Origin of the sequence: Bariatricus sp. SGI.019, from assembly GCF_050315235.1 — a bacterium.
Lineage (GTDB): Bacteria > Bacillota > Clostridia > Lachnospirales > Lachnospiraceae > JAFBIX01.
In genome coordinates, this window is sequence record NZ_JBNPOQ010000010.1 from 106,712 (window position 1) to 130,614 (window position 23,903).

Annotated in this window: 20 protein-coding genes; 1 reads left to right on the top strand and 19 read right to left on the bottom strand. The window is 40.0% G+C overall.

Annotated elements, in window-relative coordinates; translation table 11 throughout:
- Window positions 1–82 precede the first annotated feature (82 nt).
- The 19 genes from ACQRD1_RS08210 to gpr all read right to left on the bottom strand — a co-directional run bounded on the left by ACQRD1_RS08210 (window position 83) and on the right by gpr (window position 23,355).
- On the bottom strand, window positions 83–2,170 hold the full coding sequence (locus tag ACQRD1_RS08210; RefSeq protein ID WP_235231532.1) for a polyribonucleotide nucleotidyltransferase: 2,088 nt from the start codon (window positions 2,168–2,170) through the stop codon (window positions 83–85).
- Window positions 2,171–2,353: 183 nt separating this feature from the next.
- The gene (locus ACQRD1_RS08215; RefSeq protein ID WP_235231533.1) at window positions 2,354–3,073 is read right to left on the bottom strand and encodes a LytR/AlgR family response regulator transcription factor; all 720 of its coding nucleotides are present in this window, start codon (window positions 3,071–3,073) and stop codon (window positions 2,354–2,356) included.
- Window positions 3,074–3,186: 113 nt separating this feature from the next.
- Window positions 3,187–5,283 carry an RNA polymerase sigma factor gene (locus ACQRD1_RS08220; RefSeq protein ID WP_235231534.1) on the bottom strand — a complete coding sequence of 699 codons (2,097 nt, stop codon included), beginning with the start codon at window positions 5,281–5,283 and terminating at the stop codon, window positions 3,187–3,189.
- Between the two features lie 176 nt (window positions 5,284–5,459).
- A complete protein-coding gene (gene rpsO, locus ACQRD1_RS08225; protein WP_235231535.1) occupies window positions 5,460–5,726 on the bottom strand; it encodes a 30S ribosomal protein S15 in 267 nt (88 codons plus the stop codon).
- A gap of 126 nt (window positions 5,727–5,852) precedes the next feature.
- Entirely contained in the window at window positions 5,853–7,502 is a 1,650-nt protein-coding gene (locus ACQRD1_RS08230; protein ID WP_235231536.1) for a Na/Pi cotransporter family protein, read from the bottom strand.
- Between the two features lie 11 nt (window positions 7,503–7,513).
- Entirely contained in the window at window positions 7,514–8,440 is a 927-nt protein-coding gene (locus ACQRD1_RS08235; RefSeq protein WP_427742078.1) for a bifunctional riboflavin kinase/FAD synthetase, read from the bottom strand.
- A 17-nt stretch (window positions 8,441–8,457) separates the two neighbouring features.
- The gene (gene truB / locus ACQRD1_RS08240) at window positions 8,458–9,384 is read right to left on the bottom strand and encodes a tRNA pseudouridine(55) synthase TruB (RefSeq protein WP_427787226.1); all 927 of its coding nucleotides are present in this window, start codon (window positions 9,382–9,384) and stop codon (window positions 8,458–8,460) included.
- 16 nt (window positions 9,385–9,400) lie between these two features.
- Window positions 9,401–10,360: a DHH family phosphoesterase gene (locus ACQRD1_RS08245; RefSeq protein WP_235231539.1), complete on the bottom strand. Its 960-nt coding sequence runs from the start codon at window positions 10,358–10,360 to the stop codon at window positions 9,401–9,403.
- Complete coding sequence (rbfA, locus tag ACQRD1_RS08250) at window positions 10,350–10,733, bottom strand: 30S ribosome-binding factor RbfA (RefSeq protein WP_235231540.1); 384 nt, start codon at window positions 10,731–10,733, stop codon at window positions 10,350–10,352. Before rbfA ends, ACQRD1_RS08245 begins: the two co-directional genes overlap by 11 nt.
- A 37-nt stretch (window positions 10,734–10,770) precedes the next feature.
- Window positions 10,771–13,542 carry a translation initiation factor IF-2 gene (gene infB / locus ACQRD1_RS08255; protein WP_235231541.1) on the bottom strand — a complete coding sequence of 924 codons (2,772 nt, stop codon included), beginning with the start codon at window positions 13,540–13,542 and terminating at the stop codon, window positions 10,771–10,773.
- 14 nt (window positions 13,543–13,556) lie between these two features.
- The gene (locus tag ACQRD1_RS08260) at window positions 13,557–13,880 is read right to left on the bottom strand and encodes a L7Ae/L30e/S12e/Gadd45 family ribosomal protein (RefSeq protein WP_427787227.1); all 324 of its coding nucleotides are present in this window, start codon (window positions 13,878–13,880) and stop codon (window positions 13,557–13,559) included.
- Window positions 13,867–14,121, bottom strand: a complete 255-nt coding sequence (rnpM, locus tag ACQRD1_RS08265; RefSeq protein ID WP_328282582.1) for an RNase P modulator RnpM — start codon at window positions 14,119–14,121, stop codon at window positions 13,867–13,869. The genes ACQRD1_RS08260 and rnpM overlap by 14 nt, the downstream gene beginning before the upstream one ends.
- Window positions 14,122–14,153: 32 nt before the next feature.
- Entirely contained in the window at window positions 14,154–15,329 is a 1,176-nt protein-coding gene (gene nusA, locus ACQRD1_RS08270) for a transcription termination factor NusA (protein WP_235231544.1), read from the bottom strand.
- 20 nt (window positions 15,330–15,349) lie between these two features.
- On the bottom strand, window positions 15,350–15,817 hold the full coding sequence (gene rimP, locus ACQRD1_RS08275; RefSeq protein ID WP_427787228.1) for a ribosome maturation factor RimP: 468 nt from the start codon (window positions 15,815–15,817) through the stop codon (window positions 15,350–15,352).
- Between the two features lie 117 nt (window positions 15,818–15,934).
- Window positions 15,935–16,777, bottom strand: a complete 843-nt coding sequence (nudC, locus tag ACQRD1_RS08280; protein ID WP_235231546.1) for an NAD(+) diphosphatase — start codon at window positions 16,775–16,777, stop codon at window positions 15,935–15,937.
- A 12-nt stretch (window positions 16,778–16,789) separates the two neighbouring features.
- Complete coding sequence (locus ACQRD1_RS08285) at window positions 16,790–19,030, bottom strand: DNA topoisomerase (ATP-hydrolyzing) (protein ID WP_347376306.1); 2,241 nt, start codon at window positions 19,028–19,030, stop codon at window positions 16,790–16,792.
- Window positions 19,031–19,103: 73 nt separating this feature from the next.
- Complete coding sequence (locus tag ACQRD1_RS08290) at window positions 19,104–21,026, bottom strand: DNA gyrase/topoisomerase IV subunit B (protein WP_235231548.1); 1,923 nt, start codon at window positions 21,024–21,026, stop codon at window positions 19,104–19,106.
- An 84-nt stretch (window positions 21,027–21,110) separates the two neighbouring features.
- The gene (locus ACQRD1_RS08295; protein WP_235231549.1) at window positions 21,111–22,295 is read right to left on the bottom strand and encodes a stage II sporulation protein P; all 1,185 of its coding nucleotides are present in this window, start codon (window positions 22,293–22,295) and stop codon (window positions 21,111–21,113) included.
- Between the two features lie 88 nt (window positions 22,296–22,383).
- Complete coding sequence (gpr, locus tag ACQRD1_RS08300) at window positions 22,384–23,355, bottom strand: GPR endopeptidase (protein WP_235231550.1); 972 nt, start codon at window positions 23,353–23,355, stop codon at window positions 22,384–22,386.
- A gap of 186 nt (window positions 23,356–23,541) precedes the next feature.
- Here gpr and rpsT point away from each other — a divergent pair, with 186 nt between their 5' ends.
- Window positions 23,542–23,805, top strand: a complete 264-nt coding sequence (gene rpsT / locus ACQRD1_RS08305; RefSeq protein ID WP_235231551.1) for a 30S ribosomal protein S20 — start codon at window positions 23,542–23,544, stop codon at window positions 23,803–23,805.
- Window positions 23,806–23,903: the final 98 nt, after the last annotated feature.

Consider the following 23,903-nt stretch of genomic DNA (forward strand, 5'->3'; position numbering starts at 1 on the left):
ATCTTTTCATTTGGGTACACCGCATATTGCAAATGGGGACGTAGTATTTTGCAAAAATACTACGTCCCCATTTAACACTTTTTTATTCAGCTACGTCTTTCATACTAAATGACATTCTGCCCATCTTATCTTTTCCAAGGCATACAACTTTGACTACATCGCCTAATGTCAATACGTCTTCTACATGGTTGATTCTCTCTTTGGAAATCTTTGAAATGTGCACCATTCCTTCTTTTCCTGGTGCAAATTCCAGGAATGCGCCAAATTCTTTGATGCTGACTACTTTTCCTTCTAACACCTGTCCGGCCTCAAAGTCTGTTACAATAATGTGAATCAGTCTCTGGGCTTTTTGCATATTATCTGCGTCTGTTCCGCAGATGGATACTGCTCCGTCATCGGTAATGTCAATCTTTACGCCTGTCTGTTCAATAATCGCATTGATTGTCTTACCGCGCTGACCTACAACATCACCAATCTTCTGTGGATCGATCTGCATCTGGATGATCTTCGGTGCGTATGGGCCTACTTCTGGTCTTGGCTCGGCGATTGTCTTTGACATTACTTCATCCAGAATATAGGTTCTTGCCTTCTTTGTTGCAGCAATAGCTTCTTCAATAATTGGTCTTGTCAAGCCGTGGATCTTGATATCCATCTGGATTGCGGTAATACCTTTGTGTGTACCGGCTACTTTAAAGTCCATATCGCCGAAGAAGTCTTCCAGCCCCTGAATATCTGTCAACACCAGATAATCGTCATCCGTCTCTCCTGTTACCAATCCTGCAGAGATACCTGCAACTGCGGATTTGATTGGCACACCTGCAGCCATCAGTGACATAGAAGATGCACAGATACTTGCCTGAGAAGTTGAACCATTAGATTCAAATGTCTCAGATACGGTACGAATTGCATATGGGAATTCTGCTTCGCTTGGAAGTACCGGTACCAATGCTCTCTCAGCCAATGCACCATGTCCGATCTCACGACGACCAGGTCCTCTGGACGGTCTTGTCTCACCAACAGAGTAAGACGGGAAATTATAGTGGTGCATATATCTCTTAGAAGTCTCGGATTCATCCAGTCCATCCAGTCTCTGCGCTTCTGCAAGTGGCGCAAGTGTTGTAACTGTACAGATCTGAGTCTGTCCACGTGTAAACATTGCAGAACCATGAACTCTCGGAATCAGGTCGATCTCTGCAGCAAGCGGTCTGATCTGATCGATTGCTCTTCCATCCGGACGCTTGTGATCTTTCAAGATCATCTTACGAACCGTCTTTTTCTGATATTGATATATCGCTTCACCCAGCACAGCCAGCCATTCTTCATTGTCTGCAAATGCTTCCTCTAATTTTTCTGTAATCTGTCGGATATTTTCTTCTCTTACCTGCTTCTCATCGGTAAATACAGCTTCTTCCATCGCCTCAGGCGGAACGATTTCTTTGATTGCAGCAAATAATTCTTCCGGTACTGCACAGCTTTCGTATTCATGTTTTGGCTTACCGCACTCTTCTACGATTGTTTCAATAAAAGCAATAACTTTCTGATTCACTTCATGTGCAGCAAAAATCGCCTCGATCATCTGCTGTTCCGGAACTTCATTTGCTCCGGCTTCAATCATGATAACCTTTTCTTTTGTAGAAGCAACTGTTAACGCAAGATCAGATACTTCTTTCTGCTCTGCCGTCGGATTAAATACAAATTCTCCATTAACCAGACCTACCTGAGTCGTAGAGATCGGTCCATCAAACGGGATGTCTGAGATGCATGTTGCAATAGCAGCTCCCAACATTGCTGTTAATTCTGGAGAGCAATCCTGATCTACAGATAATACAAGGTTTTCCAAAGTAACATCATTACGGTAATCCTTTGGGAATAACGGTCTCATCGGGCGGTCAATTACACGACAGGTGAGGATTGCATTCTCAGATGCTTTTCCCTCTCTCTTATTGAATCCTCCCGGAATCTTTCCAACAGAATATAATCTTTCATTATATTCAACACTTAAAGGGAAGAAGTCAATTCCTTCTCTTGGTTTTTCAGATGCTGTTGCCGTACATAATACGGTAGTATCTCCATAATGCATTAAGACTGCACCATTGGCTTGCTTTGCAACTCTGTCAACATCAACGCGCAGAGTTCTTCCAGCTAATTCCATTTCAAACTTCTTATACATATGATTCTCCTTTATCATTCTTAGATATGCATTTCTTGCAAAACAGGAGCTGCCGAAACTACTGAAAAACACATTTATCAGGCAAATGTACTTTTCAGTGGTCTCGGTCTAGATATTCCTGTTCGCAATCTTAAATATTATATCATATAGGTTTTAAATATTCTACTACCAAATTACATATTCTCACAGATTTGAACAACTTTCGATTTTTCGATTTACTTCTTCACGGTATTTTCGGCTGACCGGAATTTTCTCATTTCCTTTCATCACAATGCTGTTGCCATCCCAGTAGAGGACATGATGCATATTTACCAGATAGCTCTGATGACATCGAAAAAATCCTGCTGATTTCAATACTTCTTCTGCTTCTTGCATCTTCATATAAAATTCAATGGATTCGCAGGGATATTCAACGACTGCTTTAATTTTTCGTTTATCACTCATCAGATATTTAATTGCATTTAATAGGATAAACTCTTTCCTTTTCTGCCTTTTTATTAAAAAGAACTGTCCCTGAACCTTTCTTCGTTTTTCCAGATAAGACTGCAGTATTTCTTCCAGTTTTTCTACTGCCACAGGTTTTATTAGATATGCATACGCCTGTACTTCATATCCCTGAAATACCATATCCTTTCTTGCAGTAATAAAAATTATTGCAGAATCCACATCATTTCTCCGTAAAATATGTGCTGTTTTCATTCCATCTAATCTGGGCATCGTAATATCCATGAAGATTAGATCTGCCCAGATATGTCCGCCTCTTTCCATCACTTCCACCAATTCAGATCCGTCTTCATAACACTCAAAAGTCACTTCCTCTCTGTCAAAAAGCAGATGACTGAGTGTCTGTTTTAATTCTTCACAATCATTTATATTATCTTCACAGATTATTATTTTTAACATATGTTCTCCCCCTTTGTCATTTTCCTATTCGTTTCAAAATCAAAAACGGGGACATATTATTTATTTTTTTGTAAAAAAAGAAGCCGATTATGAAGTCGACTTCTTTTCTTTCATTATTCTTGAAGTGTAATATCAAATAAAACTTCTTTCTTCAATACATATACCGGGCTATAAAATTGTACATTCAAAGATTCCGGTATATCCTCACTCTCTACAGATAACGCATAGAACTCCCGGTCATCTATATATGGAACACTGGCATTTACCGACTGCCCATTTGATGCAGTCCCTGTCGCCTTTGCAATCACAAACTGAGGCTCCGTTTCAGGCGATCCAGAAACCGGTTCATATAATAGTTCATAATCCCAGCGACGGCCCTCAATGATATCGACCTGTCCGTTCGAGAGATTATATTGATACGTAATGGTACAATGACGTCTGATCCCTGTGATATGAAGCCCTGTCCCATCATCAAATAAAACCGTCTGGTCACACCCCAGGTAATCATCCTCTTCCATTGGAAGATCAATCTCTACCGGCTCTGTCATAGCTTCTTTTCTCAGGCATAACTGAGGGATCCGCAGTATATATTCCCCTGGCTCTATATTCCGAAAATAAATCTCAAATCCTCTTCTGTATCCTGTTTCCGTCTCTGTATCCTGCACATTTATCCGGCAGCGTTCATAAGAATTCCCAGCCGAGTCAATTAATACAGGATGCTCTATCTCCCCTTCCTGATACCAAAAGTAACCTCTGGTTATCAGATCATCTATTTTATATTCTTCCGGATTCTCCTGATAGAGATTAACAATGGCCATTCCTTCTTTTAACGCTGTAAGCCCTGTCTTCATATAGATTCCATTCACAACTGCTGAGTTCCGTTTTACCCCTTCTGAAGTATCTTCTGAAGATTCACTATATTCTTTTACATCCAGTTTTTTCATTGTCACAAAGAATTCATTCCCCTCAGGAAGCACGATTGAGACATCGATCTTGTCGGCTCCATCCTCTTCCGGTACCCATTTTCCATAATAACTGGCTATAAATATGTACTCCTCTCCGGGACTATTAATGTGTCCCTTTTGATATTCCAAGAAAAATTTTCTATCACCTGCCGACTGCAAATATGCCTTTTCCAGATAGTGTGCTTCATTATAGCTCCAGCCATTCGGCTTATTTTGGAATAGTTCCGCCTTTTCTTCTGGTGTCAGTTCTTCATAAGAATCTATATCATCATATACTCGCTCCATATCCGAACACGTTAATCTGATATCTATCTTCCATATTCCATTTTGATAAAATACATTATCCAGTTCATATGTCACATCATCCTTCACAAATTTCTGTGTATTTTTCACCATTTCATAGGACGGAATATCGGACCAGATCAAGCCGTCCATAAGAGAAAACTGATACTTTTTCACACCACTTACTGCTTCTTTTATAGAATGAACTGCGCCAGCCACTCCTGACTGTTTTATTTCTTCTTCCTGATTGTCTTCCGTTTCCTCTTCTTTTGAACGAGTTTTTATTGGATCTTCTCCTTTCCTTTTTTGCACAGTTTCATCTTGATCCGAAGATTCTTCCGACATAATCAAATCATAGAATGGGAACCAGGATGGAAGCCAGCCATGTCTCTTCATGATATTGACTGCACTGGCTGTAATGCCGAATATCAATATACTGATCAGGATAAAATACAACAATTTCTTTTTCCCTCTCGATCCTCTTTTCTTGACATTTTCATACTTCATATCCAGCTCTTCTGCAATTTCCCCATAACTTAAGCCATTATAATAATGCATGCTCAAAATCTGCTGGTCCAAAGGCGGAAGCTGTTCCATTGCTTCTTCCAATTGTTCCGCCTGCTTTGTCTGATTAATATGGATGTCCTTTTCTTCTTTATATCTTTCCAGGACCTCATTCTCTATTTTCTGTCTTCGACAGTTTTTCCGAAATCTGTCAACGGCTCTTCGTTCAGCAATAGTACACAGATAATTTCTGAGAGTTCCCTTTGATTTGTCAAAACGACTGTGATTCAGACAGAATTCTGCAAACACATCATTCACACATTCATCAATATCTTCCTGACTCCTAAGTTTTGAGGCACAAGTACTTCGAATCAAAGACGAATACTGTTCCATCAGCACTTTTGCCCCGTAATCTTTATCTTGCTCTAATAAATCTAAAATTTCTTCGTCTGTAAACATCTCAATTCCTTTTTTCTATACGTATCTTAAGATTAGAATACCAGATATACAGTAAATTGCGTCTGTTTTCGTAATATCCAGCTTGATTTTTGTAATTTTTGTCACTGCATTTCAGGTAACAAAAAGAAAACCCTGCCTGTATCCAGGCAAGGTTCTTTCGTACACAAACTATGCAATTATTTTCTTAATCCAAGTCTTTCAATTAATGTACGATATCTCTCGATATCTGTCTTCTTAAGATAAGCAAGAAGTCCTCTTCTCTGACCAACCATTTTCAAAAGTCCTCTTCTTGAATGATGATCCTTTGGATTGTTCTTGAAATGCTCTGTCAGATCATTAATTCTTGCTGTCAGAATAGCAATCTGTACTTCTGGTGAACCTGTATCCCCAGGTGTTCTTCCATATTCTGCTACAATCTGTTCTTTCTGTTCTTTAGAAATCATTTTTGTTTCCTCCTTAAACTTTTATAACGCCAGACATTAAGTAACGGTTGGAGATTCCATTTACCGAACATCGGCTCTCACAGTGATATAGTATATCATAACATACACCTAATGTAAAGAAAAATCTTATTCTTCCTCTTCATCATCCTGTTCATTCATTGGTTCCAAAATTGCAAATGCAATATTGGTCGCATGATCAGCTACACGCTCCAGACCTGATATTGTATCAGAGAATATCATTCCCGCCTCCGGAGTACATTTATTCTTCGTCAATCTCTTTACATGTGCATTCTGCAGTTTCTTCTCCATCTCATCAATCTCTTCTTCCAACTGCAGAATTTCCCTCATATGCTCATAATTGCGGTTTGTAAACATTTCAAGAGAATATTCTAATATTTTCGTAGTCTTATCCATCATATCAAGAAGCTGCTTTTTTGCCTTATCAGTCAGCTCTATCCCGCGCTCAATTCTAGTCTTCGCAGAATCCACAAAATTCTCTGCATGATCTCCGATTCTTTCAATATCATTCACCACATGAAACAAACCACCGATCAATTTTTCATCCGCAATAGGGAGCGCGATCTCATTTGCTTTTACTAAATAATCCGTAATTTTACGGTTCAAGAAATCGATATATTCTTCTGTTTCATAGACTTCTTGTATCTCTTTTTCATTCAGATTACAAAGCGCATCCATTGATTTTTTTAAATTCATGACCGCAACTTTACCCATATGCTCAATTTCATGAATGCTATCCATTACTGCTGTTGTAGGTGACATCATAGAACCATCACCAATATAAAGCAATTCATACTGATCCTCTGCAGTTGTATCTTTACCCGGAACAATCTTATAAGTTAATTTCACAATCCATCCCATGAATGGGAACATCATGGCTACTTCCAATACTTTCATCAGAGTATGTACATTTGCAACGGAACGTGCCAGACTACCACCAGATATATACAAAATCGCATTTGTAAACGGTTCAACTGCAACAAGCAAAATACAGAAGAATATTGCAGAACCTATCACATTGAACAGGAAATGAATCAATGCGGCACGTTTTGCATCCTTTTTTCCGCTAAGGCTCGCTACTAATGCAGATACGCAAGAACCAATATTACAGCCCAAAATCATAAACGGGCAAATGGTAAATTCCAAAAGTTTCTGGGATACCATCAACAGAATGATACCTACCGTTGCAGAAGAGCTTTGTAGTACAGCGGTAATCAAAAAACCAACCAAAATCGCTGCAAACGGATTCGTCAATGAAGCCAGGAAATTCAAAATTCTCGGCGAATTTTTAACTGCTGACATACTGTCTGACATGATACTCAGACCCATGAATAAAATACCAAATCCCAGTATTACTTCTCCGATTTTTTTGATACTCTGTTTCTTACAGAACATGATCATAATGACACCAATAATAACAATTAATGGTGCAATATCCGATAAATTAAATGCGATAAGCTGCCCTGTTATCGTGGTACCAATATTAGCACCCAAGATTACTCCTGATGCCTGCATCAAATTCATAAGTCCCGAATTCACAAAACTTACTACCATCACAGTTGTTGCATTGGATGATTGAATAATTGCGGTAAATATAATTCCTACCACCATTCCAATAAATCTGTTCTTGGTAAAAAATTCAAGAATACTTCTCATTTTGGCTCCAGCCGCTTTTTCAAGACCTTCGCTCATCATTTTCATACCATACAGGAAAAATCCCAATCCCCCAAACAACATAAAAATTGTTGTAATACTCATTTGTATTCTCCTTATCTCTCAAGCGCAAAAAAATGTTTGCCGAATTCAATGTCTCTATCGATACAAGTCTTCATCTCTTCAATATTTTCAAATTTCTGTTCCGGACGTCGAAATTCCAACAGTTCAATAGTCACTTCTTCTCCATAGGCATTTCCTTGAAAATCAAACAGAAAGCTTTCAATCAGCACCTTGTTCTCATTGCTTACCGTTGGCTTCACTCCCACATTCGAAATACCATGATACCAACAGCCATCTATTCGGACATTGCTAAAATACACTCCTCGCGGAGGAACTATTTTATCATGTGGCCATACTACATTCAATGTTGGAAATCCCAATGTTCTTCCAAGCTGTTTGCCATGTTCCACTCTGCCGCTGACGCTATACGCATACCCAAGAAGTTTTTTTGCCAGTTCCATATCTCCCTGCTTTAAAACTTCTTTGATATAAGTACTACTGATAATCCGGTCTTTATAACGTTCCTTTTCCATCACAAGCAATTCATATCCATAACGTTTTGCATAATCCGCAAGCATATGAATGTCTCCATGCTTTTCATATCCAAACTGAAAATCTGTTCCTACCACAACATACTTCGCATGAAAAATACCATTTATGATATTTTTAATAAAATCTTCTGCATGAATCTGACGAAACTCCTGAGTAAATGGACATTCTACGAGATAATCCACTTTTCCTTCCAAGTGTTCCCTTCGTTCCTCCCCCGTCATTAATACTTGCGGGAGAATGCCTTTACTTTCCCATAAAGGATGCATATCAAAGGAACACACAACACTGTTCATTTTTTCTTTTTCTCCCAGCTCACGTACCTTTTCTGCCAAAATCTGATGTCCTCTGTGAAGTCCATCAAATTTTCCAAAAGTAACTGCCGTTTCTCTGCTGTCATTATAATGTGACAGCAAACTGATATATTGCATTCTATTCCCTCTAATCGTTATTTATCTTCGCAAAAAAACATCTTTATGATCTGATATTCTTTCTTTTCATCGTTCCAACTATAAATTGCAACAAAATGTCCCTGTTCATCATATAACCGCATATAATCTCCATCCACTTTTTCTCTGAATTTTTCTTCGTTCTCAAAGTACACGGCATTCATCGGCAATGAATTTCCATTCTTCGCCAAAAAATCCCAGCTCCTTTTTACCACAATCCTTTGATATTCCTGGAACATTGCATCAATTGGAATGACCACATCCATCAAACAATCTTTCATACATTTTTGGGAAATCTCTTCCAGAGTCATACTATCAGCAATCCGAAAGCTACTGACTCGTGTTCGTACTAAACTTTCCATACATCCACCACATCCAAGTGTTTCTCCAATGTCATGACATAAAGTTCGGATATACGTTCCTTTTGAGCAGGACACCTCCATTTTCACGCGCGGAAGCTCCATCTTAAGAATCCTGATCTGGTATATCACAACTCTTCTTGCCTTTCGTTCTACTACTTTTCCTTCTCTGGCAAGTTCATACAATTTCTTGCCATTTACTTTCAATGCAGAATACATCGGTGGTATCTGATCATACTCTCCCACATAACTTTCTATCACTTCTGTTACTTTTTCCTCTGTAAGAGCAGACGTATCCCGGGTTGTCAAGGTTGTTCCGCTAGTATCCTGCGTATCCGTAGAGCGTCCCAACAGAAGAATTGCCTCATACGTCTTATCCTTATCGGTAAGCATATCGCATAATTTAGTTGCTTTTCCCAGACAGACAGGAAGAACACCAACCGCATCCGGATCTAACGTTCCCGTATGCCCAATCTTTTTCTGTCCAACAATTCCCCTTAGTTTTGCTACAACATCATGAGAAGTATATCCTTTTTCTTTATACACATTTAAAATACCGTGTATCATCTTTTTCTCCTGTCTTTTATTCTGCCAATTCCTTCATCTGTATTTCAATCTGCTCAGAAAGATTATTAATCACATCGTGCGGCCTTCCAATCATCGTCAGTCCGGCAGCTTTCTTATGTCCTCCACCGCCAAAATACTGTGCAACCTTACTCACATCAATATAATTTTTAGAGCGAAGACTTACTTTGTATGTATTTGACTCTATCTCATACATAAAAATAGCGACTTCTACACCCTTCGTAATTCTAAGCTGACTTACGATTCCATCCAGATCTTTAGCATCAACTCCATAAAAATCCATGACTTTTTTGGTGACATAAGATGCAATACAAGTACCATTCATAAATAAAATACTCTCTAACAATGCTCTTCCCAAAATCTGATTCTGAGCATAACTCTTTTCATAATATGTATCCTGTATCATTCTCGGTGCATCCACACCTTTCTCTAACAATCTGGCTGCAATTCTGAATGTCGACGGGGTCGCACATGAATATTGGAACACACCTGTATCATGAACAATGCCAAGATAGAGAGCATTGGCAGTATCCAGAGAAATCTTCTCATCTTCCAGCAAATTATATACTAACTCTGAGGTAGAACTTGCATCCGGCACCACATAACTTTCCTGTGCAAACCCAGTATTACTGATATGATGATCAATACAATAAGTATATTTCGCATTGTCAAACAACTCACCAGAGAATCCCAGACGTTCTTTATCACCACAATCCAGGCAAAAGAACAGATCATATTGCACTTTCTCGTCCGGAATCTCATGACGAATCTCTTTCGTAGCTTTCAGACATGTGAATGCTTCTGGAATCTCTTCCAGATAGACATCCACTTTTTTTTCTGTAAAATTCTCTTTAATATACTGGTATAACCCAATACAAGATCCTACACAATCGCCATCCGGGCGCACATGTCCGCTAATTGCAATTGTCTTAGCATCGCTTAAAATCTTATTCAGCATCTGCATCACCTTCCGTTGTCATGCCCTTGGTCACTTCATCGATTTTTTTTGACATATTGACGCCATATTCAATCGACTGATCCAACACAAATTTAATTTCTGGTGTATTTCGCATATTCAATGTACGTGCCAGTTCTCGCCGGATATAGCCTTCCGCACTTTGCAGGCCCTTAATTGTCTCTGCCTGTGCATACGCATCCCCCAACACACTGATATATGCTTTACAGGTTTTCAAATCCGGGGCTACTTCCGCCGCGACCACAGAAGTCCATGGAGCTACTCGCGGATCCTTAATTCCTCCGCGAATTATATTACTAAGTTCTCGCTGTACTTCTGTATTGACTCTTGTATTTTTAATACTTCTTTTTCTCATTTTACTCCCTCTTTTCTGCAGGAAGAAACACCTGAGATTATCTAGGGATTTCTACCATCTTGAATGCTTCTACAAGGTCACCTTCCTTAATATCATTAAAATTGGCGAACACAAATCCACATTCATATCCTGCTTTTACTTCTTTTACATCATCTTTAAAACGTCTCAAAGACGCAAGAGGTCCTTCGAAGATAACGATTCCATCTCGTGTCAGACGCACAGAACAATCTCTTTCAAACATACCATCCAACACATAAGAACCTGCAATAGTTCCTACGCCAGATGCTTTGAATGTCTGACGTACTTCTGCATGGCCTAATACCCTTTCTTCAAAAATTGGATCCAGCATTCCTTTCATCGCTGCTTCAACATCTTCAATCGCATTGTAAATAACTCGATAGAGACGAATATCTACACCTTCGCGCTCTGCCGTCTCTTTTGCAGTTGCATCCGGGCGCACATTAAATCCTATGATAATCGCATTGGATGCAGATGCAAGACTGACGTCAGACTCATTGATTGCACCGACACCACCATGAATGATCTTTACAACAACTTCATCATTAGACAGCTTTAACAGACTCTGCTTCATTGCTTCAACAGAACCTTGTACATCTGCCTTTACAACAATACCAAGTTCTTTCAGATTACCTTCCTGAATCTGAGTAAACAGATCATCCAGAGACAGTTTTGATTTTGTCTCTTCCAATAATTTCATCTTACTCTGAGAGATGAATGTCTCTGCAAAGCTTCTTGCTTCCTTATCATTTTCACATCCCACAAATACTTCACCGGCATTCGGAACATCATTCAATCCAAGAATCTCTACTGGCATAGATGGACCTGCTTCTTTCACACGTCTTCCTTTATCATCCATCATAGCTCTTACTTTACCATAAGCAGAGCCTGCGGCAATGGAATCACCAACACGCAGAGTTCCTTTCTGTACAAGAACCGTTGCTACAGAACCTCTTCCTTTATCCAATTGTGCCTCCAATACAAGACCTCTTGCACTTCGGTCAGGATTGGCTTTTAATTCCATCACTTCTGAAGTCAGGATGATCATTTCCATCAAATCTTCCAGACCTTCTCCAGTCTTTGCAGATACAGGAACAAATACTGTACTTCCGCCCCAGTCTTCCGGAATTAACTCATATTCTGTAAGCTCTTGCTTCACACGCTCGATATTGGCACTTGGTTTATCAATCTTATTGACAGCTACCACAATCTCAACACCTGCGGCCTTTGCGTGATTGATTGCTTCAACCGTCTGCGGCATAACACCATCATCTGCAGCCACCACAAGAATCGCAATATCTGTCGAACTTGCACCACGCATACGCATTGCAGTAAATGCCTCATGTCCTGGTGTGTCAAGGAATGTAATCTTCTCTCCATTTACATTTACTACATATGCACCGATGTGCTGAGTAATACCGCCCGCCTCTTTATCAATCACATTCGTATGGCGAATGGCATCCAGAAGAGAAGTCTTACCATGGTCAACGTGGCCCATGACGCAGACTACCGGCGGACGCTTCTTCATCTTAGATTCGTCTTCTTCATCTTCTTTCAAAAGCTCTTCAATAACATCTACAACCTCTTCTTTTTCACAGAGCACATCAAATTCCAGTGCGATCTCTTCTGCCGTCTCGTAATCAATCTCCTGATTCACCGTTACAATCTTGCCTTGCATAAAAAGCTTCTTAACGATGACAGATGGTACGATCTTCATCTTATCTGCAAGCTCTTTAATTGTAAGTACTTCCGGAATTACGATAGACTTAATCTCTTCTTCCACCTTCTGTTGTTTCTGCTGAGGTTTTTGAAGTTGCTGTTTTGGCTCATTCTTTTTCTTTCCCTTTGGCATTCTGTCATCTTCATCTTCGCGGCGATAATCTTTCTTCTTATAGTCGTCTTTTCCCTTTCCTTTGCTACGCTGTGGCTTCTGTGTCTCTACAGCTGGTGCCGGAATGCTGGTATTATTTCTTCTGTCATTATTACGACGGTCATTTCTATCCCCGGATCTGCGGTTCTGATTTCTGTCCCTGTCTCTTCCATCTCTACTGTCTCTGTCTTTATTATCCCTATCATTCGAGAATCTATCCTGACGATTTCCCTGTGGGCGATCTCCACGCTGCGGACGCTGTCCTAATCCTCTGGAATCTTTGGAAGAATCCTGACGTCTGTCCCCGCCTTTTTCCTGACGCTGCTCCGGGCGTCTCTGAGACTGATTTCTATCGGAATTCCTCTCGGAATTTCTATCAAATAATCTTTCCGTTTTTTTCTCTGCCGGCTTCTCCACGTTCTGCACATTCTTTGGTTTTTCTGACACTGGCGCAGTCGGCTGTACCGATTGAGCTGCCACTTTTTCTACTGGTTTTTCCGGCGTCTTTACTTTCTGTGGTTTTTCTGCCGCCGGTGTTGCCGGACGTACTTGCTGTGTTGTCTGAGCAGCCTTGGATGGGCGTCCGTTGTTAACCTGCATCGGTCTTCCCTGAGAAGCTTGAGGACGTCCTCCCTGCTGTGCCGGACGATTGCCAGGTCTTCTTCCCTGCTTTGCTCCATTTTGTGTATTCTGCGGACGGAATACATGAACGATATTCTTCTTCTTTGGAGCTTCCTGTTCTGTCTTTGCTTCTGGAGCTTTTCGTTTTGCCAGGGCCTTTCTTGTCATATCCGCTTCTGAATCCTCCAATGTACTCATATGATTCTTTACTTCAATATTCTTTTCAGTCAGAAATTCGATGACATCCTTGCTTGGGACATCTAATTCCTTTGCTAATTCATATATTTTAATTTTTGACATATTAACTACCTCCTCTATGCAATTGTGTTATCTTCTGTGTCCATATGCTTCCTGATTCCTTTTGCAAACCCCTCATCCAATACTGCAAGAGATGCGCGGAACTGTTTTCCCATTGCATGCCCCAAGGTATCTTTATCTTCATAAAAATAGATTGGCACGTGATAATAGCCACACATATTTTGAAACTTCTTCTTCGTATTATCAGACGCATCTGCCGCCACGATTACCAATGCAGCTTTTCCAGCTTTCACTTCCCTCTCAGTACAGAATTCTCCGCTGACCGTCTTGCCTGCTTTGGTTGCCAGACCAATAAGCGCTAATACTTTACTCTGTTTCAAGTATCTCCATCTCCTTTTCCAATGCTTCGTACACTTCCCTCGGAATAGACTGCTTAAATGACCGTTCAAGGCCTTTATTCTTTACTGCCTTTTCCAGACAGTTCTTAGAAGGACAGATATACGCTCCACGCCCATTCTTTTTTCCGGTCGCATCCAGAAGAAATTCTCCTTCTGAAGTTCTGATCACACGAATCATCTCTTTTTTACTCTTCATTTCCTGACATCCCACACATTTACGCATAGGTATCTTTTTATTTGCGCTCAAACAATCACCTATTCCTCTGTATCGTCTACTTCCTCAAATGCAATTTCCTCTTCCGGTGCATATCCTTCTGATTCCTCATATGGCTCATCGTATTCTTCTTCAAATACTCCTTCGCTCAGTTCCATATAATTTTCAGGTAGTTCTCCAGATTCAATTGCCTGAGATTCACTCTTTATATCAATCTTATATCCTGTCAGTCTTGCAGCAAGTCTTGCATTCTGACCTTCCTTACCAATTGCCAGTGAAAGCTGATAATCTGGTACAATGACACTTGCGGTCTTCTCATCCGGATCAGCCATGACAGAAATCACTTTCGCTGGACTTAACGCATTCTCAATAAAAATGGCCGGGTTATCACTCCAGTTAATAATATCAATCTTCTCTTTACGCAGTTCCTCTACAATCGCATTCACTCTTGCTCCGTTCATGCCGACACATGCGCCTACCGGATCAACGTCAGGATCATTAGACCATACCGCAATCTTCGTTCTACTTCCCGCCTCTCTTGCAATGCTCTTAATCTCTACGATTCCTTCTTTTACCTCTGTCACTTCTGATTCAAACAAACGTTTTACGAGTTCTGGATGTGTACGGGATACAAGAATCTTTGGTCCCTTTGTCGTATTCTTCACTTCAACGATATACAATTTGATTCGTTCTGTCGGTTTGAATACTTCTCCTTTTACCTGTTCATTCTCTGTAAGCATTGCATCAGCCTTTCCAAGGTTAATACTTACATTCTTTCCTACATAACGCTGAACAATACCCGTAACGATATCCTTTTCTTTTTCAAAATACTGATCATATACTACTTTACGCTCTTCTTCACGAATTTTCTGAAGAATCAGATTCTTTGCATTCTGAGTTGCAATACGTCCAAAAGATTTTGATTCAATTGGAATCTGGACAATATCTCCCAACTCATATTTACTGTCAATTTCTTTTGCATCTTCCAAACTGATCTGTTCTAACTTATCTTCTACTTCTTCTACAACCGTCTTCTCTGCGAACAAGCTATAATCACATGTCGATCTGTCCATGATCAATTTAATGTTGTCAGCCTTTCCAAAATGGTTCTTGCAGGCATTCAGCAGAGAATTTTCAATTGCATCCAACAAAGTCTCTTTGCTGATATCCTTTTCTTTTTCCAAAATATTCAATGCTTCTAATAATTCTGTATTCATTTACTATTCCTCCTTCTAATTTAAAAATCAAATGCCAGACAAATCAGAGCGATGTCACTTTTTTCAAATGTTTTTGTTGTATCATCATCCATCTCAATCGTAACCGTTTTTTCATCATAGTCTTTTAAAATTCCAGTAAATTCTTTCTGTTTATCTATCATACGATAAGTTCGAATCTCAACTTCTTCACCCAGGCTTCTTTTAAAATCTTTTTCTTTCTTTAACGGTCTTCCAAGCCCCGGCGAACTGACTTCCAGGATGTATGCATCATCGATATAATCTTTCTCATCCAAGATATCAGAAAGTCTGCGGCTTACTACTTCACAGTCATCAATATTGATACCTCCCGGTTTATCAATGTATGCTCGAAGATACCATGTACTTCCTTCTTTTACATACTCTACATCCACCAGCTCAAATCCATTTTCTTCCACAATCGGTAACAGAATCTCTTCGGTTTTTTGTTCGTAAAGTTCCCTTTTTGTCAATGTAAAATTCCTCCTTATCAACAAAGAAGAGTGAACTTTACGTTCACTCTTCTGCCGACTTCATTATGTAACTATAAGCTAGTATAACACCATACTTCTGCAAAATCAAGGGTTTTTCTATATTTTCCCTTCTTTAAATACCATCATCATCTCATTCGTCAGGCTTAAGTCTTCTGCTTTCACCGGGATATCCTCCCGTTCAAACCATTCTGCAAGAGCAAGCTCTTCCTTATCCAATGTAATCTCTGCTTCTCCATCCAGCTCGCAAAAAAATCCCATTAATAATGTATCGGTAAACGACCACGGCTGGCTTTTATAATAAGTAATATTTTTGACCTTTAATCCGACCTCTTCCATGACTTCCCGGCGGACCGTCTCTTCAATCGTCTCCCCGATTTCCGCAAATCCTGCCAGCAGTGCATATTTCTTATATGCCCTGCCTGCATATTTTGACATCAATATCTTATTTCCATGCGTAACAGCAATGATGACAGCCGGACAGATCTTTGGAAATTCCATAAGGCCACACTCTGGGCAGCGCATCATCCGTTCTTTTTCATCATGTACCATAGGTTTCCCACATCGTCCACAAAAACGATGTGACTGATACCAGCGGTATAACTGCCATCCCGTCACACCCGCGAACTGCAGATGTTTTGGTCTTGCTGTACGAAGTATCTGTGTATCTTCCATTTCGAATTCTGGAATCTTATCATAAGAAATATGACTGCCCAGATAAAATCTCACATCAGCAATGGAAAATAAATATATGTACTCTTGATAGAGTTTTGTAACATCAACATAAGCCTCTGCTTCTTCAAAAGTAAGAAAAGAAATCTCTCCTTCTTTTTGTTTCACCAATATATTTCGCCCTTCATAGCACAATAAGATGCTATGTTTTTCCGGCGGCATTGGCCGATATTCGTTTCGATATTGATATGGAGCAATTTCTTGTATCATATTTTTTCTCCTTTATCCTCGATTCTTTGTTCCAGTCCCATCTCGTTTTGCAAGCTTTAGACGATTCAAGGTCACTTCACGATCCTTATATGGGATTTTTGTCTCTACCCCATCTTCAAATAAATATACCCTCTCCAGTTCATCCTTCTTTTGCAGTTTAATTCCACGGACTCCGATTGCACCTTTCTTCTTTTCAGAGACTTCTTCGGCTAAAAAGCGCAGGAAATATCCCTCTTTTGTCTGCAGTACAATATTTTGATTTTCATTGATCACCTGAACACTCATAACTTCATCATCCGCCTGAAGTTTCGTCGCTGCAATCGTTCTTTTCGCTACCTGAAATTCAGTTCCTTCCACCTTCTTAATCATGCCCTGCTTTGTAGCAAATAACAGCTTCGCATAACGCATCTGCTCTGCATCACAGATATATACGATTTCTTCCTGTGTACTGTCGTAATTGCTCACATTATCCACCGGCAATCCTTTATCGCGGAACTTTCCATATGGTAAATCCAATACTTTAATCTGATGCATTTTTCCGGTATTCGTAAATAGACAGATTCTTCCGGTATTCATACAGGAAATCACATATTTATTTTCCGTATCTGCCGCCTCTTTATTTCTTCCATAAGCATTGGTATCAATCGTCTTTGCATAACCAAAACGATCCATCAGGAAGACAACCTCTTGCTCTTCGATCTTATTCTCCTCATAAACCGCCTCTTCTGCATTCTCGATCTGCGTCCGGCGCTTTCTGGAAAATTCTGCTTTCAATTGTTCTAAATCTGCGATAATGACCTCTGCCATTGAATCATAATTATTTAGAATATCTTCATACCTAGCAATTTTTTTCAGAGTCTCATCATGTTCCTTCATCAGAGCTTCTATTTCCAGCCCAATCAATTTGTACAGGCGCATTTCAAGAATTGCTGTAGCCTGTCGTTCTGTAAACCGAAGCATAGCTGCCATTTTTTTAGAAATACTGGATTTGAACTTAATATTATCCGTAATACCGCTGGTCAGACATGCTTTTGCATCTTTGACCGACTGGCTGCCGCGAAGAATCTCAATGATCAGATCAATAACATCACATGCTTTGATCAGACCCTCTTGGATTTCTTTTTTATCTTGTTCCTTTTTTAATAAATTCTTATATTTTCTGGTGGCCATCTCAAACTGAAAATCCACATGGTGTTCTATGATTTTCTTCAATCCCATGGTCTCAGGTCTGCCATCTGCAACTGCGAGCATATTGACACCAAAAGTATCTTCCAGACGAGTCTTTTTGTAGAGCATATTCGTCAGATTTTCGATATCTGCTCCACGTTTCAGTTCAATGACAATTCGAATACCTTCTTTCGATGACTGGTTGGAGATATCCACAATGTCACTGGTTTTTTTTGATTCTACCAGAGCACATACATCATTCAGGAACTTTCCGATTCCGGCACCTATCATGGTATAAGGGATCTCTGTGATAACAAGCCGTTTCTTGCCGCCCTTCATCTCCTCTACTTCTACTTTCCCGCGAATCTTAATCTTGCCGGTTCCCGTCTCATAGATATCCAGAAGATCATCTTTATTTACCACGATCCCCCCTGTTGGGAAATCAGGCCCTTTTACATACTTCATCAACTGCTTCGTGCTGATCTCATCATTTTTCATGTAGGCTTTGACCGCATCAATGACCTCCCCAAGATTATGGGTCGGTATACTGGTTGCCATACCTACAGCAATTCCCTCTGCTCCGTTGACCAGAAGATTCGGAATACGCACAGGAAGCACCTCAGGTTCCTTTTCTGTCTCATCAAAATTTGGTACAAAATCTACAATATCCTTATCCAGATCTCCCAGATAAGCTTCCTGCGTAATCTTTGCCAGACGAGCCTCCGTATAACGCATGGCAGCAGCTCCGTCACCTTCAATAGATCCAAAATTACCATGTCCGTCTACCAGAATCATGCCCTTTTTAAAATCCTGCGCCATCACCACCAGCGCTTCATAGATAGAACTGTCCCCATGCGGATGATACTTACCCATCGTATCTCCAACAATACGTGCACACTTTCGATATGGCCTGTCATATCGAATACCCAATTCATGCATATCATACAGCGTACGCCTCTGTACCGGTTTCAATCCATCCCTTACATCCGGAAGCGCTCTGGCAACAATAACACTCATAGCATAGTCAATATATGATTTCTTCATAACATCAGAATATTCCGTTCTGATGATCTGTGAATCTTGCATAATTACCTCCTTTGGGGACGTAGTATTTTTAAAAAACACTACGTCCCTAATTTAAAAATGGGGTGTACCCAATTTAAATATCCAGCTCTGCTTCTGTCGCATTTTCATAGATAAATGTCCTTCTTGGTGGTACTTCGGTTCCCATCAGCATCTCTGTCACACTGGATGCCATACGGGCATCTTCGATTTCTACCAGTTTCAGGATCCTTGTCTCGGGATTCAGGGTTGTCTCCCACAGTTGCTGGGCATCCATCTCTCCCAGACCTTTATAACGCTGGAGCGTAAAAGGGCCATCATGGGTCTTACGATATCTCTCTAACGCCTTATCATCATATAGATATTCTTCTTCCCCTTTTTTCGGCATAGCTTTATACAATGGCGGCATGGCAATATAGACATGTCCTTCATAGATTAATTCTGGCATAAAACGATAGAATAGCGTCAGCAACAAGGTAGAGATATGTGCCCCATCCACATCGGCATCAGCCATGATAATAATCTTGTCATAACGCAGCTTGCTGATATCAAAATCATTGCCATATCCTTCTGAGAAGCCACAGCCAAATGCATTGATCATCGTTTTAATCTCTGCATTGGCCAGCACTTTATCTATACTAGCTTTCTCCACATTCAGAATCTTTCCTCGGATTGGAAGAATTGCCTGATACATACGATCTCTGGCCGTCTTTGCAGAGCCACCGGCAGAATCTCCCTCTACGATAAAGATTTCACATCGGCTCGCATCTCTGCTTTCGCAATTTGCAAGTTTCCCATTACTGTCAAAAGAATATTTTTGCTTTGTCAGAAGATTCGTCTTTGCGCGTTCTTCTGTCTTACGAATCTTCGCAGCCTTTTCTGCACAGCCAATTACTTTTTTCAACGTCTCAAGATTACGGTCGAAAAATCGAATAATCTCATCATTCGTCACCTTGCTGCAAGCCTTTGCGGCATCAGGGTTGTCCAGCTTTGTCTTCGTCTGTCCTTCAAATCTGGGATCTGGATGCTTGATGGAAACAATTGCGGTCATTCCATTTCTTACATCTGCCCCTGTAAAATTCGCATCTTTTTCTTTTAGAATCCCAAGTTCCCTGGAATACTGATTCATAACAGTTGTAAATGTAGTCTTAAACCCAGTCAGATGTGTGCCACCCTCTGCATTATATATATTATTACAGAAACCAAGGACATTTTCATGAAATTCATTCACATACTGAAACGCCACTTCAACTTCAATGCCTTCTGCTTCTCCTTTAAAATACACAGGTTCATGAACAACCTCTTTTTTGGAATTCAGATCCTGAATAAAGCCAAGAATCCCATCCGGTTCATGATATACAATACGCTCCGTCTCACTGCCTCTTTTATCTTCAAATACAATCGTCAGTGTCGGATTCAAATATGCCGTTTCGTGCATACGACTTTTTACTTCCTCTGCACGGAATTTTGTTTTTTCAAATATAGTATCGTCTGGCAGAAAATTAACCTTTGTTCCAGTCTTTCTTGTCTTTCCAATCTTCGGCAGAAGTCCATCCTCCAGCTCAATTACCGGCTTTCCTCTCTCATACCGGTCATGATGGACATATCCATCCCGACTGATTTCAACATCCATATAAGTAGATAATGCATTGACAACAGAAGAGCCGACTCCATGAAGTCCGCCACTGGTCTTGTAAGCAGAATCATCAAACTTTCCACCGGCATGCAGCGTTGTATATACAACACGGGCTGCTGATACACCAGTCGAATGCAGATCCACCGGTACTCCACGTCCATTGTCTGAGACAGTTGCAGAACCATCCTTTTCAAGTGTTACACGGATCTCTGAACAATATCCCGCCAGATGTTCATCTACAGCATTGTCAACAATCTCATAGATCAGATGATTCAGCCCTTTCGTAGATACACTACCAATATACATTCCCGGTCTTTTCCGTACCGCTTCCAGTCCCTCTAATATGGCAATACTATCTGCATCATATGTATTTTTTTTCGCCATTCCCATATATCCTTTCTATCATTTTACATACTTTTCCATACTGCCAATATCTTAGCACAAAATGTAGTCTGTTTCAAACATATTTTATTTCACAAGTACACTATCTAGTGTTGATGCCAGAATCTCCATAGCATTTCTCATTTCTTCCACAGTATTGGTCTGAGCCCCGGCCTCAATCAACAACGTTTTCGGTTTAAAGTGCATGTTATATCGATATCCTCTCAGATAAATATGTCTGGTAAATCCAGGATATTTTTTCGTAGCTGCAATCTGCATCTGAAGAGAAAATGCAAGATTATCTTCAATATAAGGATTGGGCAGATAACTGATATTTCCATTGGCTCTTGTTCGGCTCAGCCCATTAAAAAACATAATTTGTGCAGTCTGCTTACCATTAATCTCTGTCACAAGATGTGTTCCCTCCGCCACACCATCTCTATGAAGATCAATCACAACCTCTATCGTTGGATTATCCTGCAGAATCTTCTGGATCTCTGGTTCTGCCAGCTGATACGCCATACTTCTGTCAAGCTTCCCACTAACCAGATCATACACTCCTTCATGATGAATCGTCTCGATTCCATAGGTGTTATTTAAAAGTTCTGCCAGATAAGCACCCATTCCCATTATCGTTGTACTGGTATCCCCTTCTACAGAATCTGCAAATGCTTCCTGGGAATGCGTATGATAAATCAGAACTTTTGGACCGGCAGCAGACTGATCAATTGTCATGTCCATTCCCATTAATTTTTCAACATTTAACAAATCCTGATCAATCATCGTATTAGAATCTACTGTATAAAAATTGCTGATCAGATACTCAAAATTCATCAATTTTTCCATAGATGTATCAATTGGTGTTCCTGAAGTCTGAACAGATTCTTCTTGTGAAGTCTGCTGAATCAGATTTCCGTTTTCATCTACCATATTTTCATCATTTGCCTGTTTTTCCAATATCATCTGATATGTTTCCTGATCCTCCACATCCGTAAACAACATCGATTTTTCTTCCACATATGTCCCAAGTGGAATCATTTTCAACACACTCTCTGCCATCCAGTCTATCAATGAACTCCCCTGCTCATTTTCCAGATATGTGAATCCCGTAAGATACATTTTTTCCGCCTGTTCCAAACAAATACTCCCAACCCGTATCTGTTCATTCCAATTTATTTTATCAAATTCCGTCATCTGCACACAGACATATATGATTAAAATTCCGGTGATCACAAGTATTGCAATCCGACTGATCTGCCATTTTGTTTTCACAATATTCACTCCAGTCAAAGTAGGGCTGCCTGTCATTTTGGCAGCACTTTTCGTACTTTATGTCTTAACACTATATGACCCACCTGGATTATTTATGTGCATGTCCTTTAGAAAACAACAGATTCAGCGCTTCCGATATCGTATAACTGATTCTCTTCACAGTCTCATCAATATCCTTAGGAGTCACAAACAAACCATTTAAATGTGGAGATATCAACTCCTTCACTAACTCATATTTTTCCGCTGCATTATAACCTTGCATGACCACCCCGACACCCCGCAATGTCTCAGAGCTTTCTAATGCAGAGATCAGGTTCTCCATGGTATCATTTACAATAGTCGCAGCATCCACCACAGTTGGAACCCCGATAGCAACTACTGGAATTCCAACGGTCTCTTTTGTAATAGCGTTTCTATGATTGCCCACGCCTGACCCTGGATTGATCCCTGTATCTGAGATCTGAATCGTGCGATTAAGTCTTCGAGAGCTTCTGGCAGCCAACGCATCAATAGCAATCACCATATCCGGATTCGTTTCCCGCGTAATTCCTTTGACAATCTCAAGAGTTTCCATTCCAGTCTGTGCCATAACTCCCGGTACAATCGCACTGGTAAGGCAGATTTCATCTTCTCCCATAGCATATTTTCCGTATTCCTTTGCAATATGCCGGGAAATATTCAGATTATCTACAACATATGGGCCTAACGCATCTGGTGTAACCTTACGATTTCCAAGCCCTACTACCAAAATAGAATAATCTTCTTTATCTTTTTTGACAAAGTATTCCAGAAATCTTTTTAACTCTTCTGCTATCTCTTTATGATAATCTTCATCTGGAACAGCCATATTCGGTGCCTCCATTGTAATATAGGTACCCACCGGTTTCCCCATGATTTTTGCTCCATTTTCCGTCTCGATTTTAACAGTCGTTACTTTAATCTCACGTTCTTCATCATAATCTTCTTTTAACGATACTCCTTGAATTTCTACGTGATCCGATTCAAATCGTTCTTTTTCCTCCAGAGCCAGATCTGTTCTGATATTATATTTTTCAATCATCCCATATATCCTCACTTTAGTCCTATTTATTTCCTAGTTTTTACAATATTTTCAGAAATATGTATTGACAGAACTCATTCCTTGCCCTAAAATAAGTTCGTATGTTTCGTTAGAACGTCCGTGTCCGGCTCTAACGAATGTAAAATCGATACAGAATCGAAATATAAGATATTGGAGGTGGACAAATTGGCTAATATCAAATCTGCAAAGAAGAGAATCTTAGTAAACGAAACAAAAGCTGCTAGAAACAAAGCAATCAAATCTAAAGTAAAAACTTGCGTAAAGAAAGTTGAAACAGCTGTAGCTAACAAAGATGCTGAAGCTGCTGCAGCAGCATTAAAAGTTGCAATCGTTGAAATCAACAAAGCAGGAAGCAAGGGTGTTTATCACAAGAACACATGCTCTAGAAAGATTTCCCGTTTAACAAAAGCTGTAAACGGAATTGCTTAATTATTATAGAAAAAATTGCATGCAATAAAAAAACAGCCATACCGTCAGTGGCTGTTTTTTATTTTTATCTTTTATAATCCAGAATACCCATAACTATT

Excerpts from the sequence above, each read along its gene's own strand:
- ACQRD1_RS08210 (WP_235231532.1), bottom strand. The coding sequence starts at position 2,170 with ATGTATAAGAAGTTTGAAATGGAATTAGCTGGAAGAACTCTGCGCGTT.
- ACQRD1_RS08215 (WP_235231533.1), bottom strand. The coding sequence starts at position 3,073 with ATGTTAAAAATAATAATCTGTGAAGATAATATAAATGATTGTGAAGAA.
- ACQRD1_RS08220 (WP_235231534.1), bottom strand. The coding sequence starts at position 5,283 with ATGTTTACAGACGAAGAAATTTTAGATTTATTAGAGCAAGATAAAGAT.
- rpsO (WP_235231535.1), bottom strand. The coding sequence starts at position 5,726 with ATGATTTCTAAAGAACAGAAAGAACAGATTGTAGCAGAATATGGAAGA.
- ACQRD1_RS08230 (WP_235231536.1), bottom strand. The coding sequence starts at position 7,502 with ATGAGTATTACAACAATTTTTATGTTGTTTGGGGGATTGGGATTTTTC.
- ACQRD1_RS08235 (WP_427742078.1), bottom strand. The coding sequence starts at position 8,440 with ATGCAATATATCAGTTTGCTGTCACATTATAATGACAGCAGAGAAACG.
- truB (WP_427787226.1), bottom strand. The coding sequence starts at position 9,384 with ATGATACACGGTATTTTAAATGTGTATAAAGAAAAAGGATATACTTCT.
- ACQRD1_RS08245 (WP_235231539.1), bottom strand. The coding sequence starts at position 10,360 with ATGCTGAATAAGATTTTAAGCGATGCTAAGACAATTGCAATTAGCGGA.
- rbfA (WP_235231540.1), bottom strand. The coding sequence starts at position 10,733 with ATGAGAAAAAGAAGTATTAAAAATACAAGAGTCAATACAGAAGTACAG.
- infB (WP_235231541.1), bottom strand. The coding sequence starts at position 13,542 with ATGTCAAAAATTAAAATATATGAATTAGCAAAGGAATTAGATGTCCCA.
- rnpM (WP_328282582.1), bottom strand. The coding sequence starts at position 14,121 with ATGCGTAAATGTGTGGGATGTCAGGAAATGAAGAGTAAAAAAGAGATG.
- nusA (WP_235231544.1), bottom strand. The coding sequence starts at position 15,329 with ATGAATACAGAATTATTAGAAGCATTGAATATTTTGGAAAAAGAAAAG.
- nudC (WP_235231546.1), bottom strand. The coding sequence starts at position 16,777 with ATGATACAAGAAATTGCTCCATATCAATATCGAAACGAATATCGGCCA.
- ACQRD1_RS08285 (WP_347376306.1), bottom strand. The coding sequence starts at position 19,030 with ATGCAAGATTCACAGATCATCAGAACGGAATATTCTGATGTTATGAAG.
- ACQRD1_RS08290 (WP_235231548.1), bottom strand. The coding sequence starts at position 21,026 with ATGGCGAAAAAAAATACATATGATGCAGATAGTATTGCCATATTAGAG.
- gpr (WP_235231550.1), bottom strand. The coding sequence starts at position 23,355 with ATGATTGAAAAATATAATATCAGAACAGATCTGGCTCTGGAGGAAAAA.